Raw genomic sequence first — 17,571 nt, forward strand, 5'->3', positions numbered from 1 at the left:
TAGAAATGAATGTTTACTAAAAGAGAACAATGATGAGCCAATATAAGCAAATGATGATCTTCAAAGCCATCGTCGAATCCGGTTCTATTTCAAAGGCAGCCGAGAAATTAAATTTATCGAAATCAGTGCTGAGTACACAGCTGAAACAACTGGAGAGTGATTTATCCTGCTCACTTTTAAAGAGAACCACCAGAAAGCAGTCGCTGACCTCTTCAGGAGAACGATTTTATCAACACTGCATCAAGATGAATGACGTGATGTCAGTAGCTTGGCAAGATATACGCCAGTTACAAACAGAGCCAGAGGGTAACCTTTGTGTGACCGCTCCTGTCGCACTGATGGACAGTATTGTCGTTCCTGCATTGAGTGAAGCGTTTATGCACTATCCCAAAGTTTCCCTAAGCTTACTCGCCGAAGATCGCCAATTGGACGTAATGCAACACAACATTGACCTTGCGATAAGAGTCGGTCAATCTCCTGATAGCCGCCTCAAACAAAAAAGAATCGGCCAATTTCGAGACATTCTCTGCCAACCTCGCCACATCAAGCCGTTCATGGTACCAAGCCGATATATCGCCAACCAATGGCAGCCTAAATTGGTGACTCACCATTTACAGCATAGAGTCAAAGAGGATGAAAAAACCTTGTCCTTCACGACCCATCATAACGCCAATACTGTCCATCAGGTTGCCCATATGATTGAGCTCAATATGGGCGTTGGCTTGATACCCGAGTTTTGTCTTCAACAATACCCGAACCTTCAACCCTGTGACGAGGATTATCAACTCTTGCCAAATAGCGTCTACGCTCTACATCCGTATTCTCTATCGCCACCACCTACCGTGTCCATGGCTATCGAATCCATCGAACACATGCTTGCATCACTGACAAATAAATAAACAAAGTAAGATTCTGGAACAAACGTCACGATAATTTCATCTTAGAGTCAAAACCAGTGACCTAAACTTGTTAAACCCATTGAAAAAGACCAAGGAGACTCGCATGATTTCAACCTTTAGAGATTACGAACTAAAAGGAACACGCCACTTTCACGCTCACATCGAGGTCAACCCAGCAGGGTTGTTAGGCGTTGATATTATTGAAAAAAATGAGCACCATCAGGCTGAACTGTGCAATGTCAGCTTTGAAAAGCTTGAGGGTAAAACTCGAATCAAAGGTAAAGAAGCTCAGGATGACTGGCAAATGGATCTTAACGACCAAGATGCAACGGAGCTGCGCCGCTTGATTATTGAAGCAAACGAAGAATTCGAAATATTGATGAGAGATCTATGACATCAGCACGCAGAAGAGAAGTGCTAACGGTTCAGGTACTTTCCTTCTTGCAAACTCTTCTGCGCCATTTCTAGCAAGGCATCAAGTGTCACACCCGAAGAAGGTTTGACGGCTGCCACGCCTGCATCGAAATATATCGTGACGCTCTGCTGGCGATTGAACTGTTCGACTGCTTTACGAAAACGAGCGACGGCAATGTCGGCCACTTTAACCGTTAACCCGGACATCAGCACTACAAATTCATCCTCGCTAATTCTCGCAAAAATATCCGACTCCCCAAACGAGGTCGCCAATAGGTCAGAAAATGAGCGAAGATAATCTTCCTCAGTTTGGTTCTCCGCCCCATTCTCAGTCGTCTTCGCCACATCAATAGCAAAACAAGCTAATGCGATACTAAACCCTCCCATCCGACAATAGCTCATGGATTTTGCACCGAGTTCAAAAAAGCCTCGACGATTAGAGATCTGAGTCACAGGGTCTAATGTTGCTTGAATCGTCGCATCAAGTTGCTGCTCGGCCAGTTTTGCTAGGTCAATCAGATCTTTTCTCTGTTGCTCAGAAAACTGACGGGGTTCAGTATCAATGATGCATAATGTGCCCAGTTTAGTGTCATTGTTATACACCAAGGGAATACCAGCATAAAACCGAATGTAAGGCTCGTCTGTCACCAGTGGGTTGTCCATAAATTTCGGATCTTGAGACGCATCACAAACAATGAAAGGTTTATCATCATGAATAGCGTGTCCGCAAAAAGACACATTTCTTGGCGTTTCTCTAACCGGAAGACCCACACAAGACTTAAACCACTGCCGATTACTGTCGACCAAACTGACCACGGCAATAGGAACATCGAACAAACGCTTTGCGAGTCTGGTTAAACGGTCAAAACGCTCTTCCGGTTCACTATCTAAAAGGTCGAGCGAGTGAAGATCGTCGATTCGTTGCTTTTCATCATTGGTATTATCAGGTGCTTTCATCGAGATAATAAGTTATGAGCCTTGACCCTATTTTAGCACCCCACTTTGAGCTTGCTGAGTTTTAAGCTTGGTACTGTTCACCGAAGTAAAAAACTGTGATAGCAGCCGACTATTTCTTATAATCAATACTGACCATTCTCGCCGTAAAAAATAATTCAGCCAATATGTGGTCTGTGATGGGAGGTATCACTAAGGCGTCGAGGGCACCACTGACGCAGAACGCACCGCAAATTCATGCCCATCCAACATTCCTTTTCCCTTTTTCAACTCATTGAGCCGTGCGTTGACCACCCCATCACTGCTCGTGAAATCAATTTTGTAACTCTTAGAATATTCCTGAACGTACTGCTGCGACAAGGACTTGAGCTTCTCGATATACACCACCGCCTTGTCAAATTCTCCCTGAGAAACCACCTCACCTTTGGCAGTCAGAAGCGTGGCAAATCGATAAGGGTGGCCAACAAAACCACTTCCCATAACCAATGCAGAGACAATTGGCGTCGTCATCACCGCCCTTTGAAACCACTCTGAAAACCTTTTATGGTCATGGACTATACTGCTCTGAGAACTTCGATTATGCCACTCTTTGGTGGCACGCTCTAACACGTTCGACAGTAGGCTGCGCTGAACAAAAAAGTCCACCAATTTAATGATTCTTTCTAAAATACTGATCACCAAGCTGATGATAGAACCGATCCCTGCCGCGGTTGCGCCCGCAATACCAGCCACGCTCATGGTGAAGTCTTTGATCCCCCCCAATACACCGGTAGCAGAGTGACGCGCCAAGGTTCGGGATATAATACTTGGATGGCCACCAAGCAACTCCACCCCACGTCCTTTATAAATTTGAGTAATCAGGTCCTTGGCTTTCATGATGGATTGTTTCACTGCGGAATAGAGGCCAGAGGCACTTTGGACATGCCCCCAACCAGGAATTAATTTGGAAAAATTGCCAGCAAACTTACTGATCAACCAAGTACCGACCTGAGTTAACCATTCAATGCCATGTAACAAATCGCCATAGACATCGCCCACTTTATCCAACAAGGTTCTAAAAAAATCGGACAATAGTTGCTTAATTTTTTCCTTCGCCGCGGACGTCATTTCACTCGCTTTTTCTGCTACTTTCGCGATTTTTTTACCCGCTTTACTATTTTTCAGTTTGGTCATGGTTTCGGTTTTATTGAGCAAGCCCATAGCGGCATCTTTAAAGTCTTCAAATGGCTCTATCCCGACAACAAAGGTATTGAAGTAATGAGCATTAGAAATGATCGCAACTTTTGAGATCTCAGTGCTGGCCAACATGTACATGGCCCCCATTCGAGCATCCGCCATTTCGGCAACCTGAACCCCAGCAGCGGTATCATCTGTTTTACCAAAGATTATATTTTTAATAAGACGCTTGAGTAAATTAATCTGCATACACACCTCACCACTGAACATGGATTTTGTTTACCTGCCTACGCGAATCGATAGCTGATAAATTAATAAACAACAAACAAATAATAGCGAGTTTTATAAAAAATGTGATCTCTTCGACTCGAAATTTTGTAAAAAAAACAAACAAAAAGTGGGAGGCATGTATGACTTTTGACAAGATTGACATCTGAAGCTCAACATTGCCGAACACGACTTTCAATCGAAATAAATCAAGATGAGCGTCAAGTCACCGCGTTCGAACCCCGAGTGAACAATTTTTCGCGGACTTTCTGTAAGTCCGGAATCAAAAGATAAATGAGCGTAACAAATAAGATCGAACCTAACAGATCAATAGGTCGGTGCATTCCCAGCCACAGCCTGCTGTAAGCCACCCCTACGGCCCAAACGCTCAAGGTAGTCGCCAGTCCGTAGCACCGCGAACGTATAAAAAGTTGACCAAAAAAACCTAAACAAATTGCCGCAAAAAGAGTATGCCCCGAAGGGAAAGAATAATCGGTTTCCTTGTACCAGTGGCGAGTTCGCCAAGGGCTCACACGACCGGAAATTTCATCGATAACATGAGCTTGTTGCGCACTATCCAGTTTGTAAAAATGGGTCGGGTTAGGCAGCAAGAGTTGGTGTGACAAAAGATAGGTATAGGGCCGAGGGCTTTGAGTGACTTGCTTAAGCTCCGTTTTACACACAAAGCCAATCACAAGAATCAAACCCAATTGCACCAATTTACTCAACCAATTGGGCACATTGGGCATCAATTTTCGCGTCAGCGCGATCAAAATTAGCAAAGTGATCACAAAACCTTCTGGCCCAGCGGAATAGGTCAATAAAGTTAAGGTCGCGCCGAAAATGTCAGAAACAGGACCCAGGAAATCAAGATGACTGATCTGCCAGGACAGAGGTCCAATAATGACAAAGAAACCGCCCAACAAACCTAAACCGTATTGTTTTTCTATGAAATAATGTTTCATGATGGCGCCCTGAGCCCAATGACAAGATAGCCATATACTAATCGAGCTCTTCACGAAGACGTTTAATTCAATGTCAATTTGAAGAAAGATTCGTACCCTTTGAGCGACTTTGGCGTCATTAAATTCATACTTTAAATCCCCCCTAAAAAAACATTCATCCTACAAATGAAATCAACCCTCCTAGGCCAGTTTTAACCCTCACCGCACCTGACTGTGTCCTGCGAAAAAGTGGTTCACCGGTCCATGGCCATCACCCACTGCCAGTTCATCGGCATGACTGATCGCCTGAGAAATATATTGTTTGCCAAGATACACCGCCTTATGAAGCCGGTTTCCTTGAGCTAAGTAGGAGGCAATCGCGGATGACAGGGTACAACCAGTCCCGTGAGTGTTGCGAGTGAGAATGCGTTTCGCACGCAATAGCTCGCTGCTTTGTGGCATGATCAAAAGATCATTGCTGCCCTGACACTGAGGAAGGTGGCCTCCTTTAAGCAGCACTGCCTCCGACCCCAACTGGCGTAATTCTTCAATTAAGGCCCCCATATCGTCTTCACCAACGGGAATCGGTGCATTAACCAGCGCCGCGCATTCAGCAAGGTTAGGTGTAATTAAATCAGCCAGTGGAAGAAGCGATTGTTTGAGTGTTGTCACCGCACTTTCCTCTAACAAAACAGCGCCGCTGGTCGCAATCATCACTGGATCCACAACCAAGTAATCCGGCTTATAGCATTGAATTTTATCGGCAACTAATTGAATAATACTCGAGTCTGCCATCATGCCCACTTTAATCACGCTGACGTTTAAATCGGCAAACACAGCGTCAAGTTGGCTTTCAATATGCGCGAGAGGGATCGGGTGTATTGCGGCCACTCCCTGTGTGTTTTGTGACGTGACAGCGGTGATAACAGAGCAGGCATAACTGCCTGTCGCTGAGATGGTTTTAATATCCGCCTGAATCCCCGCTCCTCCGCTGCTATCAGAGCCTGCGATAGTCAAAACGATAGGCGTGGCTTGTGGTGATGCTTTCATGATGTTTCCTAAAACAGCGTTAAGAAACCTTGGCTGATGATGACCAACTTACCACTACTTTAGCGTCAGCAGGGGCCAATAATCACAATGCTCAACGTTCCCTACGCCAGTATTAACTGAATCAGGTTCAACGGGTTTCGCAAGACGATCTCAGCCCAAGGGCACCCCGACGATTGAGCCGTGATAATAACAGGAAACAAAAATCGAAGTAAATCCTCCTACCTTTTTATCATGGCAAAACCTTTCTATCGCTTACTGATATGCCCCAGCGGAGTAGTGGAGTTCATAACTGTGAGAATAGATTTCGAGGATATTACCAAAAGGGTCTTCCATATAGATCATACGATAGGGCTTTTCGCCCGGATAGTAATAACGAGGTGCTTTCATGCGCTTTTTGCCACCCGCTGCAACAATCTTTTCTGCCAACCCTTCAACATCTGGGTCCTGAACACAAAAGTGAAATATGCCCGTCTTCCAGTATTCAAAGTTATCCTCTGGGCTCTGTTGGTCCTTAAACTCAAACAATTCCACACCGATACGATCACCTGTTGAAAGGTGCGCAATGCGAAAGCGATCCCATCCTACCCCAAATACATCTGTGCACATCTCACCAATGGCAGAATCGTCTTCGACAATGTCTGTCGGTGGCATAATCAGATACCAACCTAAAACCTGAGTGTAGAAGGTAACGGCCGCCTCCAGATCCGGAACAGATATGCCGATATGAGAAAAATTGCGTGGGTATGGTTTTGACATCGTGACCTCTTTAAGTTTCATGCAGCAGACAACTGCAAGGTAGCCACCATATTAAGCATGAATAGAAAACACTAAAAATTATCATTTATTCTTATTATGATAATTTTTTGTTATTAACTTCAATGACAGCCCTACCTCGCCATGACTTTGTATCAAAATCATTTACTGTTCTATAGTAAGAAAGCTCTTCAATAAAGATAAGGAAGTGAACCATGAGTCAGGAGGCTTTAATATCTCGTCTCAACGAACTACCGAGAATTCAGAAAATATTGCAAGAACTGCTTGATATGGTGAATAAAGATGAAGTGGATTTTGGCGAGCTATCGAAAAAAATTGCGACGGACCAGATATTGAGCGCCCGATTACTTCGTATGGCCAACTCCGCTCATTTTGGCGGGAACAAATCTGTTGCGTCAGTCAATGAAGCCCTACTTAGAGTGGGAACTGGGCCTGTAAGGACCTTAGTCGTTGCCTCTGTGCTGTCAGGTGTGTTCCATAAAGTGCAAACGCTTGATATGACTCAATATTGGGAGGACACCTTCGAAGTGTCAGTCATTGCGAGTAAAATTGCTGATGAGACCGATATGGATGCCAATGAAGTCTTCACCACAGGCATTTTACATAATATTGGTGAACTCATGATTCACACACTGGTCCCAGAAGCCGCAGTGCAAATCAATCAACGTTCTGAAGCGGGGGAAGATGCGATCGCGGTTCAGGAAGAAATTCTCGATATCACAGCGCCAGCGTTGGGCGCAAAGCTAGCGAAGGCGTGGAAATTTCCGTCACCTATGGTTGACGCCATTGCAAATTATTATGAACCCCGAGAAGCTGAGATTTCCCCCAAAATGGCCACGACGCTGCATCTCGCACGTTCCATTCACCGTGACTGGGATCAGTTAAACAGCGACGAAGCCAAAGCCCGATATTTAGCAGAGCATCCAGATTCTCGATTGCTGCATATTTCTGCTACCTTCGCACCTACGGTAGACAAATATCGTGGCAATGGCAAAGAACTCGCCGCACAACTCAATGCCGCATAAATCGTCTCGAAAGCGCCATGTCGGCGAAGCGGATGACCCGCTTCGCCAAAATTTTTCTATCCAGATGACACGTAATTTCCTAGACTCGACAACATGATTGATTGTGATTAGACGATGACTATGCTCAATTTCCAATGGCTTCAGACCTTTCAGACATTGATTGAAACCGGTCACTTTACCAAAACCGCCCAAACACTTTATATGACCCAACCAGGCGTTAGCCAACACATACAAAAGCTCGAAAAAGCCTGTGGGCAACCTTTAATCACAAGACACAACAAGACGTTTGACATTACCGATGCGGGAAAATCTGTTTATCAATACGCGAAACAAGTCCAGTCGCAACAGGCGGAACTTCTCTGCTCACTCACTGGAGATGATCCCTATAATGGCCCCGTATCTTTGTCTTGTTCGGGCTCTTTAGCTCTAGGTCTCTACCCTCACCTTATTGATTTACAATGTAAATACAAAGGCTTAATTCCTTCGGTTGAGGCCGCTCCACAGCATAAAATTATCGCGGATATTTTAAACGATTCAACAGACATCGGCATCGTCACTCAGGCTCCTTCTGACTCAAGATTTGACGTAAAACCGCTGGGTAAAGAGGTGTTGTGTTTGCTCGTGCCTAAGTTCTATAACCAAGGAGCACTGACAAAAGAGAGGTTAGTATCACTCGGCTTGATCAGGCATCCAGATGTGGATCACTATCTCTCCTTTTATTTGTCCAAATGCGGAGAACCACCACTGGAGAACCTCAACATCAGCGATCTGCCGACTAAAGGTTATGTTAATCAGCTCAACCAGATCTTACTGCCAGTGGCAAAAGGCGTTGGGTTTACCGTGCTCCCTAAAAGCGCACTGGCGTGTTTTCCCGACAAAAGAGACATTGATATCTATCAACCCAACAACGACGTGGCTGAAACCCTATACTTTGTGACCAAGCGCCACCGAAAGTTGCCGAAACGAACGGTTACCATCACAGAGACGATTATTCGCTACTTTTACTCAGACTGAGTTTAGCGTCTGTAACCCTATTTACACGTAATCTCGGTGGCGGTTTCATCAATGATTACGCCGTCTTTTACGCCCACCAGTGTCAACGTAATGCAATATTGTTTGCCACTGGTTGAGTTCAAGCCAAAGCGCTCAATCTTGGTTTCACCCTCAACGAGATAATGCATCTTTATTTTGTAGACCGAGTAGCTCCAGCGTCCTTGTTTATCCACCACAAGAGTACCCAGTTCGTGTCCTAGCGCCTCAACGCTAGAGGGATCAAATCGAGTTTGCTCGTTCTTGTCCAATCCTTCGACCAATGAACCTGAATCGACCAATATTGGCGAGCTATTCAGTCGATTAATATCGGCACTGGCACCGCCATATTGACGGCCTGTACGTTGCCCTAAAGAAGGATTAACTTTGCTCACTTCGTTACCATCGAAGGCTTGATAAAGCGGCGGTGAAAACGGTTCAGCCATAATTTTCTCCCCGTGCATATCTTCAATACCAGCTTACGCAGCAATGCAAAACTCACGCTAAGCCTGACCACTCTTTATCGAAACTAATGCAAACAGCGCGCCACTAAATTCACAAAATCATAAGAATCATAAGAATCAAAGTGCACATCAATCAATAAGATAAAAAAAGTCTCTTATCATTAGAATAATCCATTCTCAAAATAAGATGCAAAATGAGACAAAAAATACCCATTTTGGTCCCAAATAAATTCTCCCACAGACCAAATGCTCTTTTCGATTCTTGTCCCAAACCGTCGATAAACAAGGAACTCACACCCTAAAAACTCACCCGTTTACCTTTTGATATTGACGATTGATCGGTTCTCTATGGTCAGCAATCAGCATCCCAGCGCTCAAAGGGTCCAGATGCTGACGGTCACAAAAACTAAAAAAGGGGCATGATGCCCCTTCGTCAATAGAGATCCCAGTGTCATTAGGCGCCGATCACACCGCCATCTTCACGAGTGATCGCCATGATAGTGGAACGGGGTTTGCTTTTCCCTCCGGCAGGAAAATGCGAAGGCGCGCCCTTTTCTCCTGGATGTTGAACACCCACAAATAGAGTCCGATTGTCTTCCGAGAAGGTCAAGCCAGTAATTTCACAGGCAACCGGCCCTGTCAAGAAACGGCGAACTTCTCCCGTCATAGGATCCCCACACAACATTTGGTTATTTCCCTGCCCTGCAAAATCACCGCTATTGGAGTAATTGCCATCGGTCTGAATCCATAAACGTCCCGCTTTATCAAATCCGATCCCGTCAGGGCTATTGAACATATTGTCTTGATCAATGTTGTCACTGCCAGCGTATCGCGTGTTTTTGTGAACCGATGGGTTCCCAGCAATCAGATAGAGATCCCATTCAAAGCCATCACTGGTGTGATTGCCCTTGTCAGGCACCCAACGCACAATTTGGCCATAATGGTTTTCCTTACGTGGATTGGGTCCGCCGACTGGCTGGCCCTCTTTCACACCACGGTGCTTATTGTTTGTCAGAGTACAGAAAACGTGGCGATTGTCTGGGTGTATTGCCACCCACTCAGGACGGTCCATGGTTGTTGCCCCGACCTGAGTCGCCGCGCGACGTGCAAAAATCATCACTTCAGCCTGATCGTTGAAGCCATTTTCTTTGGTCAGTCCGTTCTTGCCATAAGTCAACTCCAGCCACTTGCCACGCCCTTTAAGCTCAACGTCGTCCATCTCAAACTGAGCAACATATAAGGTCCCTTCTTCAAGTAGGTTTCGATTCGCTTTATTGTTATTGGGCTGATATTTTCCTCGAGAAACAAATTTGTAGAGATGCTCACCACGCTCATCGTCCCCTAAATAGACCACAACATGACCATCATCATTGATCAGCAGTGCCGCATTCTCATGCTTAAATCGGCCAAGGGCCGTGCGCTTCAATGGTGTCGATGTCGGATCGTGAGGGTCAATTTCGACTACCCAACCAAAACGATGCGGCTCGTTGGGATGTTTAGTGACATCAAACCGCTCATCCGTATTGTGCCACTGGTATTGGCTCGGTGTTGCAGTGATCCCATAGCGAGCATGATCATCAGATACCGTCGCACTGGCCTTGCTCCCAAAATAACCATTGAAGTTTTCCTCACACGTCAAATAAGTCCCCCACGGAGTCTGGCCATTCGCACAGTTGTTGAAAGTACCCAGAGGCCGCATACCTGAAGGGTCAAACTTGGTTTGCATTAAACGATGACCGGCGGCAGGCCCAGTTAACCTCATTTCTGTATTCGCGGTAATACGGCGGTTGCGCTGGCCCTTTTTATCCAAGCGCCATTCTCCAGAGGACTTGACGATTTCAAATACAGTAACACCATGCGCAGCCTGCGCTTTCAGGACGTCATCAGCCGTCATCGCCTCGCCGCCATGATCAAACAACAAATCATAATTAGTGTACTCATTATTGACTGCCATCACAGCTCTCTCATCGGCAATGGGGAACAAACTCATGCCATCGGTATTGTCACCAAATTGACGAGCCTGAGCTTGCGCTTTTTGTTTTCCGCTCGGGTCAAATGATGGTGCATCAGGGAAAATTGGATCGCCCCAAGATAGCAGGGGAGTTGCTTGGTAACCTTTTGGTACCGTGATCGTGTCGGCGGTTGAAGCTGGTACGGCCTCGAAGTTAAGTAGTTTACTGCGCTTGTCTGCGGCCAGCGCTTTACTGATGGGATTAAGCGACAAAAAGGCACCGACTCCCACCGCAGCGCTGCCCGCTAAGAAACCACGCCGCGATAATCTCGCTTCGATCATCTGGTTAAAATGAACATCTTGTTGATTACGATTCCACATTGCTGACTCCTTGATTAAAGACATTATTATCATTTCGAGCCGATAATAGTCAGCAAAGGTGACAAACAGGTTAAACCGTTACCGATAGCGGAGAATCCAAGCAGGCTTTGTGATTTATTACATGACAGGCTGATTAATCGTTATCGGAATTCACAATTCCTCAATCTTTCATGGCTTTATCGATGAGAATCCATGAAAAACCTCAATATTCGGTCCATATTCAAACTTAGATTCTCTAGGGAATAACTGGAGGCCAACGGCCCCACACATTCAATAACGAGGCAAGGAAGGAATATCATGAAAAGGATGAGAAAAGCACGGTTACATCGCCTTCGAATACAGTACTGGAAAGAGACCAATAATAAGGCATTCACCAAACCCCAGCGATCTGACGGCAATAATTGAAAGGGAAGACGTTGCCATCCAAGGCACGCTTGCCGAGCGCAAGCCCCGCGATAATACACAGTAAAAAAGCCCGATACGGGCCTTTTTTTGCTAAATAACGAAACGTCACACTCTATTTATTCGGAAGTGAAAAATCGTCCAGAGTCGATGAAATACCCTTCGCCATCTCACTCATATCCATCGCAATTTGCGAGCTATTAATTATTTTATTACTGGTGTTTTGCAGTAAGTTGGATAAAAAGTCCTGCGCCTGCTTCAAATCCTTAATGCTGCGCGACTGCTCATCAATCATTGAAGCAATTTCATTTTGCTGTTCGACGGTTAGGGCAATGGTTTCCGATATTGTCTCGATGTTGGTCGCGGTATCACCACTGCACTGCCGACTGTTTTCGACCTCTTTTTGCAATTGACCAACGGAATCCACTGAGACTTTGACCCGCTCGGTTAAATCATTGAGTAATTTGCTGATTTCCCCAGTCGAATCGTTAGTTTTACTCGCCAGCATGCGAACTTCGTCTGCGACGACGGCAAAACCACGCCCTTGCTCACCCGCTCGCGCGGCTTCAATCGCAGCGTTCAGCGCTAATAGGTTGGTTTGCTCTGCGATGGTCTGAATCACGTCAATAATGCTGTAAACTTGCTCAGCCACTGAACTGAGTTGCTGAATGTTTTCCGAGACTTTTTTCGATTCTTCCGACGCGAGCTCGACCGCTTTGATATTGGCATGGACGGACTCCAAGCCATTCTTTGCGCTGGTCTGGCTTTTACCTGCTGATTCCAGTGTTTGGCCGACCACATTCGAAACGCGCTCGAATGAATGTACTAATCCATCAGAAATTTCGGAAATTTCCTGATACTTTAATTTCTCGTCTTCGTAACTTTCATTGACTTCCTGAGACAAGGTTTCCACACGCGAAGAAAGGTGGGTGATATTCTCAGCGCTGGTTTTAAGCCCTTTCACCACTGAAGATAGAGCATGGCGCATCAACTGGATATTTTTTGCTAACAAGCCAAGCTCGCTACTATTCACAATCTCATCGATATAATCTTTCTCTTCAAGGTCACCTTTACTGGTATCACGACTAATGGACACCAATTGATTGATAGGCTGCGTCAAACTGGTTCCGATCATAAAAGACAGCACAATAACCACCAGCACACCACCACTGGAGATGACCACCACGTCGCGCTTCAGGCTCGCCACATTGTTGCCTGCGTATTGACCATAACTCAATACCGCTTGGTGCATCGCACCCAGTACTTTATGATTCGCGAGCATAAAAGCGTCCACCTGAGGTTCCGTTGGCGGTTCAGACTGTTGTAACAGGGTCAGCGCCATCGCCTTTTGCGTATTCCAAAGCTGTTCAATCGCGCCCAGCCGAGATTTAAAGTCTGTCGCCGAACTGTCGACGAGGTTAAGCGGTTTATTCATTGTCAAGTCAGAAAAGGTCTGCCCACCATTTTTGAGGGCCCTCAGCGAGACTTCGTACAATTTTATCGTGTTGTCATAATTGAGTTGAGCGTGCTGAGATTTATGCCCTTCGTAGATAGACAACATAACTTCACTCGCAAACTTTTTCGTCAGCATTCTCTGCCGACCTGCGACATTGATGACCGTGCCATCCTGCTTGTTTTTTTCCAACGTCAAGATGACATCGGTCGCCACCAACACAATGGTCACGATGAATACAACAAAAATCGCCAGAAGGCGATGCGTAACCGATAACTGAGACAACACCTTTTTCATGTTTGCATCCCTTAAAAAACCAAACCAACATTAATACGTTAGTTGAGATTTTGTAGGTTGGCTAATACTCAGGGTAATTTGGGGGCACGCACTTCGTGATTCATTCCGATCCACTGGGGTTTGTCGACGGCACCAAGAGATGATCAAAGACTTGGCGAACAAACGGCGCACCGACTTTCGCTCCACCATTACCATGCTCGATCACCACGGTAGCCACATATTTGGGCTCATCGCAGGGCGCAAATCCAGTAAACAATCCATGATCAAGTAAGTTGTGCCGCAGTTCACGTGAGTTGTACACTTGATCTTTCTTGAGTCCAAATACTTGGGCCGTCCCGGACTTTCCTCCACTGCAATACTGCGAATGGCGAAACGCTCGTCTTCCCGAACCTCGCGACCCCTGATTCACAAGACGCATCGCATTGAGGGAAAGATCCCAAAATTTATCCTCTACGTGAGCCATAGAATTCACCACAGGTGTTTCAATTGGCTCCGCAGAGTCGAAACTCTGGCCATGCTCAATGATGGCTTTTAACAAATGCGGCGGCCGTTCATCGCCGTGATTAACCAAGACGGAGGTTGCTTTCGCCAGCTGCAGAGGCGTGGCGGTCCAATACCCTTGCCCAATGCCTACCGGTACGGTATCTCCTTTATACCATGGCTGGTGATGTCGACGTTGTTTCCATTCTCGCGTTGGCATATTCGCTTCCGTCTCTTCAAGCAGATCAATCCCCGTCAGACGACCAAAACCAAACAACCCCATCCAATCAGAGATTCTATCGATACCTAGGTCGTAGGCCATCTGATAAAAGAAGGAATCCACCGATTCTTCAATGGCAATGGTAATGTCGACATCACCATGCCCCCAGCGTCTCCAATCACGCCACGCCTTTGAACGGCGGCTGGAACCGGGGATCTGCCAGCGCCCATGATCGTTGCGTCGCGTGTCGGGACTAATCACTTGCTCAGTCAGGCCTGCAATCGCGATAAAAGGTTTCACGGTCGACCCTGGCGGATAGACACCCAACGTGGCGCGATTAACCAAAGGGTGATGAACATCTTGCAACAACTTTCGGTACGCGGCACTGGAAATGCCATCCACAAAAGCGTTGGGGTCATAACTCGGACTGGATGTCATCGCCAAGACACTATTGTCTTTTGGGTCAAGGACAATAGCACTGCCCTGCCTATCACCCAAAAGCTGATAGACATAATTTTGTAGATCCGCATCAATGTTCAGGACGATGTCTTTACCCGCCACAGGAGGCACAGACTTAAGTGTCCGTATCACTCGACCTCGGCTGTTCACTTCGACTTCTTCATAGCCCTGCTTGCCATGCAGCAGGGTTTCGTAGTAACGCTCAATCCCAAGCTTGCCGATATTCTTTGTCGCTCGATAGTTTGCCAGCTCGCCCTGCTGATCTAACCGCTTAATGTCTTTATCATTAATGTGGGAAACATAACCTATAACATGAGTCAATGACTCACCATAAGGGTAGAAACGCTTCATCTCGGCATTAATCACAAATCCGGGCAGCTGATGCTGGTGTGTGGAAAATTTGGCCACTTCTTCTTCGCTCAGCCCCGTTTTGACCGTGATCGGCTTAAATCGGCGACGATTGAGCGTCTCTAGCCGCTCAACCTGCTCCTCGGATAAGGCGACATATTCTCGCAACGCGCGTATTGAACGATTCAAATTCGTCGTCTTATCGGGAAACACCTGCAACACATAAACAGGGATATTCTTAGCAATCAGCTGACCATTTCGATCGTAAATCAGACCGCGGGGAGGCGAAATGGGCAACACCTGTATTCGGTTATCGTTGGCGCGGGTTTTATAATAAGAAAAGTCTCTTACTTCCAATGAGTAAAGATTGACGATCAGCACAACAGAAAGCAGCATCATCGCGATAAAAGCAATAATGGCACGGTGCTTAAACAATGTGACTTCCAGTTGATGATTGCGAAATCGATTGGATGGGCAGTTAGGTTTCATACAGCTCGTTAACGACTGACGACGGCGTCCAAAAAGCCGATGCCGTCAGCCCAAATTCTTATGACATTAATGGATACTGTAACAACAAGCCGTCAAGCTTGTGTGTGGAGAGTGTCAGGAGGTGAGCATTCTGCAACTCACGACCGTCCTCACCAGCCGAGTATATTTAGCGAGTCATTGCTCTGGTTGGCCTTTATCCCAAGGATCAAGGGCCTCCTGACGGAACGTTGCGCGCCCATAGCGATGGAACCGATCGCTCACGGTGACGAAGACGAAAATAAACCATTGATAATGGAAGGCTCAGCAATCACATACTGCCGTTTATTCTGATTCAAGCGCTTCCTCATCAAGCATAGAAGCAAGCCTAATTTCAAATTGATTAAACGAAAAGGTGCTGGCGCCATGAACTCGTTTTGTCGTCACTTTTTCTTCACCAAACTGAGCAGTGACATGGGTGTAAACTTTATTTTTGACTTCAATAATGTTATCGACCAGCGCTTGTTCAAACTCCATCTCGTAGCTATCTCTGGCCATTTTTACTTTTTCAAGATGTTGATTGAGCTCTTTCTTATGACTTTCTATCGAGGCTTCTTCTTCCTCACTGCGCTCCGCTTTGGGTTTTTTCTTAAACTCAAGTTCTTGACGCACCCCTTCCATCGTCGCTTCTTGCGCTATTCGGTATTCTTCTTTGTACTTTTTTTGGCGCTCTTTGAACATATGGTATTTAGCAAAAGCATGCACATGCGTCGCCGTATCACCTTCTACACCGAGGTTGATGCAGACCACTTTGCCACCGACCTTAGCACTCCCGCCACTCAAGGTGCCTTGTTTTTCGGCCGCATCACTGACCGTTAAGTCTTGCCCGCAACGCAGCTCATTGTTCATGCAATGGACACTAAGATGTATATTGTCGCCCGCTTGGATCTCAGAAAATTGCGCGTAGTTGGCGGTAATCGTCCCACCCGATTTGACCTGACAACTTTTCTTTTCATCTCCGGAAACATTATGACCGATGATACCTTTTGCCACATCAATATTGCCCTGAGCCTGAACATCGGCAGATTCAATAAAACCACCGACCGTCAAATTGCCTGTGACCCGCACAACCATGTCTGACTCGATGTCGCCCGTCACCAACACATTCCCTTTGAACTTAATGTGACCGGTTGCCACACCAATGGTAGGAAGACACAACGCGTCTTCAACTTCAACGGTGCGCTCTTTGATCATCGGCATCCCAGAAACCGAAGCAATCAACAAATTGGGGTCATCTGGTGAAATTTCCGATCCCTTTGAGGCTTTAAGCATGGCGTCATTGCCTGATTGAGGTGGAATGGACGTCCCTTGCACCGTGAGACCCGAAGTGCCTTTTGTTGCTGGAATACGCTTCATCAAACGGGCTTTTTCATCAACGGTGACTGTCTCACCCAAATTAAGCATATCCACCTTACCGTCATCGTTTTCGGTTGGTGCGAGGACTTGTTTGGTAATGTCTTGAACGAGGGGAATAAATTTGGCGTCTTGTCCCTGAATCGGCTCTTTGCCTTTCGCCACGGGCTGGGTAAAGGTTTCACCGGGCTTGAGTTGATGGCTCATCACCAGAATTTTCTTCAATGCGGCTTTATTGATGCCCTTGGTGATGTGTGCCTGAGCGAGGGCTTGGACAATCTGGGGCCCCCGAAGGGCTTTGCCGCCATAAGCGCCCGTCACAATCATACTGGCCAGCATGTCTTGCTCTGATAAATCGACCTCAACACTTGCGTCGCGCTTTTCGGCAATCGCAAAGCCGACCTGAGCTTCACCTTTGCCTTCTTTGGCGCAGTTAACAAACCGGACAATTTCATCCTGCAACAAATAGAAATTGCTGGCGTTCAGTGCCTCTAAAGCGTCTTCAACACCTTCACTGTCAAATCGACCTTCCAGATTCACATCTGGCGTCAATTTTGCGATAACCTGCTGATTATCCTCAGATAAGCTGACTAATTTCTTCCACATCTACAGCCCACTCTATAAACTATCACCGTTTCAGTCTATAAAATTAAATTACAATGCTATATACAATTTATAGTAAAATCAGGCATAAGTCACTTATCCC

At 46.2% G+C, this 17,571-nt stretch carries 15 protein-coding genes and 1 riboswitch; of the genes, 5 read left to right on the forward strand and 10 right to left on the reverse strand.

Annotated elements, in window-relative coordinates; all coding sequences use genetic code 11:
* The first annotated feature begins 29 nt into the window (after positions 1-29).
* Positions 30-899 carry a LysR family transcriptional regulator gene (locus HLM86_RS07220; RefSeq protein WP_367947042.1) on the forward strand — a complete coding sequence of 290 codons (870 nt, stop codon included), beginning with the start codon at positions 30-32 and terminating at the stop codon, positions 897-899.
* Between the two features lie 103 nt (positions 900-1,002).
* Positions 1,003-1,293, forward strand: coding sequence for a hypothetical protein (locus HLM86_RS07225; protein ID WP_076588224.1), 291 nt, complete (start codon positions 1,003-1,005; stop codon positions 1,291-1,293).
* Between the two features lie 23 nt (positions 1,294-1,316).
* Here HLM86_RS07225 and HLM86_RS07230 read toward each other — a convergent pair whose 3' ends face one another.
* From HLM86_RS07230 to HLM86_RS07250, 5 genes are all read right to left on the reverse strand, one after another.
* Positions 1,317-2,270, reverse strand: coding sequence for a sensor domain-containing diguanylate cyclase (locus HLM86_RS07230; RefSeq protein ID WP_170882499.1), 954 nt, complete (start codon positions 2,268-2,270; stop codon positions 1,317-1,319).
* A gap of 189 nt (positions 2,271-2,459) precedes the next feature.
* Positions 2,460-3,692: a hypothetical protein gene (locus HLM86_RS07235; protein ID WP_076588572.1), complete on the reverse strand. Its 1,233-nt coding sequence runs from the start codon at positions 3,690-3,692 to the stop codon at positions 2,460-2,462.
* Between the two features lie 239 nt (positions 3,693-3,931).
* Positions 3,932-4,675 (reverse strand): phosphatase PAP2 family protein, encoded by a 744-nt coding sequence (locus HLM86_RS07240; RefSeq protein WP_076588229.1) that lies wholly within the window; start codon positions 4,673-4,675, stop codon positions 3,932-3,934.
* Between the two features lie 198 nt (positions 4,676-4,873).
* On the reverse strand, positions 4,874-5,704 hold the full coding sequence (gene thiD, locus HLM86_RS07245; RefSeq protein ID WP_076588231.1) for a bifunctional hydroxymethylpyrimidine kinase/phosphomethylpyrimidine kinase: 831 nt from the start codon (positions 5,702-5,704) through the stop codon (positions 4,874-4,876).
* Positions 5,705-5,785: 81 nt separating this feature from the next.
* Positions 5,786-5,883: riboswitch (TPP riboswitch) on the reverse strand.
* Positions 5,884-5,956: 73 nt separating this feature from the next.
* Positions 5,957-6,460 carry a lactoylglutathione lyase family protein gene (locus HLM86_RS07250; protein WP_076588233.1) on the reverse strand — a complete coding sequence of 168 codons (504 nt, stop codon included), beginning with the start codon at positions 6,458-6,460 and terminating at the stop codon, positions 5,957-5,959.
* Positions 6,461-6,672: 212 nt separating this feature from the next.
* On the opposite strand from HLM86_RS07250, the gene HLM86_RS07255 reads away from it, so the two are divergent.
* Complete coding sequence (locus tag HLM86_RS07255; RefSeq protein WP_170882500.1) at positions 6,673-7,503, forward strand: HDOD domain-containing protein; 831 nt, start codon at positions 6,673-6,675, stop codon at positions 7,501-7,503.
* 120 nt (positions 7,504-7,623) lie between these two features.
* Positions 7,624-8,517, forward strand: coding sequence for a LysR family transcriptional regulator (locus tag HLM86_RS07260; RefSeq protein WP_170882567.1), 894 nt, complete (start codon positions 7,624-7,626; stop codon positions 8,515-8,517).
* Positions 8,518-8,534: 17 nt separating this feature from the next.
* Here the strand turns inward: HLM86_RS07260 and HLM86_RS07265 are convergent, their stop codons facing one another.
* The 4 genes from HLM86_RS07265 to mrdA form a co-directional block, all read right to left on the reverse strand.
* Positions 8,535-8,978: a VCBS domain-containing protein gene (locus tag HLM86_RS07265; protein ID WP_170882501.1), complete on the reverse strand. Its 444-nt coding sequence runs from the start codon at positions 8,976-8,978 to the stop codon at positions 8,535-8,537.
* A 472-nt stretch (positions 8,979-9,450) separates the two neighbouring features.
* Complete coding sequence (locus tag HLM86_RS07270) at positions 9,451-11,328, reverse strand: PhoX family protein (RefSeq protein WP_170882502.1); 1,878 nt, start codon at positions 11,326-11,328, stop codon at positions 9,451-9,453.
* 517 nt (positions 11,329-11,845) lie between these two features.
* Positions 11,846-13,480: a methyl-accepting chemotaxis protein gene (locus tag HLM86_RS07275; RefSeq protein ID WP_170882503.1), complete on the reverse strand. Its 1,635-nt coding sequence runs from the start codon at positions 13,478-13,480 to the stop codon at positions 11,846-11,848.
* 100 nt (positions 13,481-13,580) lie between these two features.
* Positions 13,581-15,476 carry a penicillin-binding protein 2 gene (gene mrdA, locus HLM86_RS07280; RefSeq protein WP_170882504.1) on the reverse strand — a complete coding sequence of 632 codons (1,896 nt, stop codon included), beginning with the start codon at positions 15,474-15,476 and terminating at the stop codon, positions 13,581-13,583.
* A 69-nt stretch (positions 15,477-15,545) separates the two neighbouring features.
* Here mrdA and HLM86_RS07285 point away from each other — a divergent pair, with 69 nt between their 5' ends.
* A complete protein-coding gene (locus HLM86_RS07285) occupies positions 15,546-15,806 on the forward strand; it encodes a hypothetical protein (protein WP_170882505.1) in 261 nt (86 codons plus the stop codon).
* Here the strand turns inward: HLM86_RS07285 and HLM86_RS07290 are convergent.
* On the reverse strand, positions 15,798-17,471 hold the full coding sequence (locus HLM86_RS07290) for a flagellar assembly protein A (protein WP_170882506.1): 1,674 nt from the start codon (positions 17,469-17,471) through the stop codon (positions 15,798-15,800). The two genes, HLM86_RS07285 and HLM86_RS07290, sit on opposite strands and share 9 nt — an antisense overlap.
* Positions 17,472-17,571: the final 100 nt, after the last annotated feature.

Origin of the sequence: Vibrio ostreicida, from assembly GCF_013074385.2 — a bacterium.
Taxonomy (GTDB): Bacteria; Pseudomonadota; Gammaproteobacteria; order Enterobacterales; family Vibrionaceae; genus Vibrio; species Vibrio ostreicida.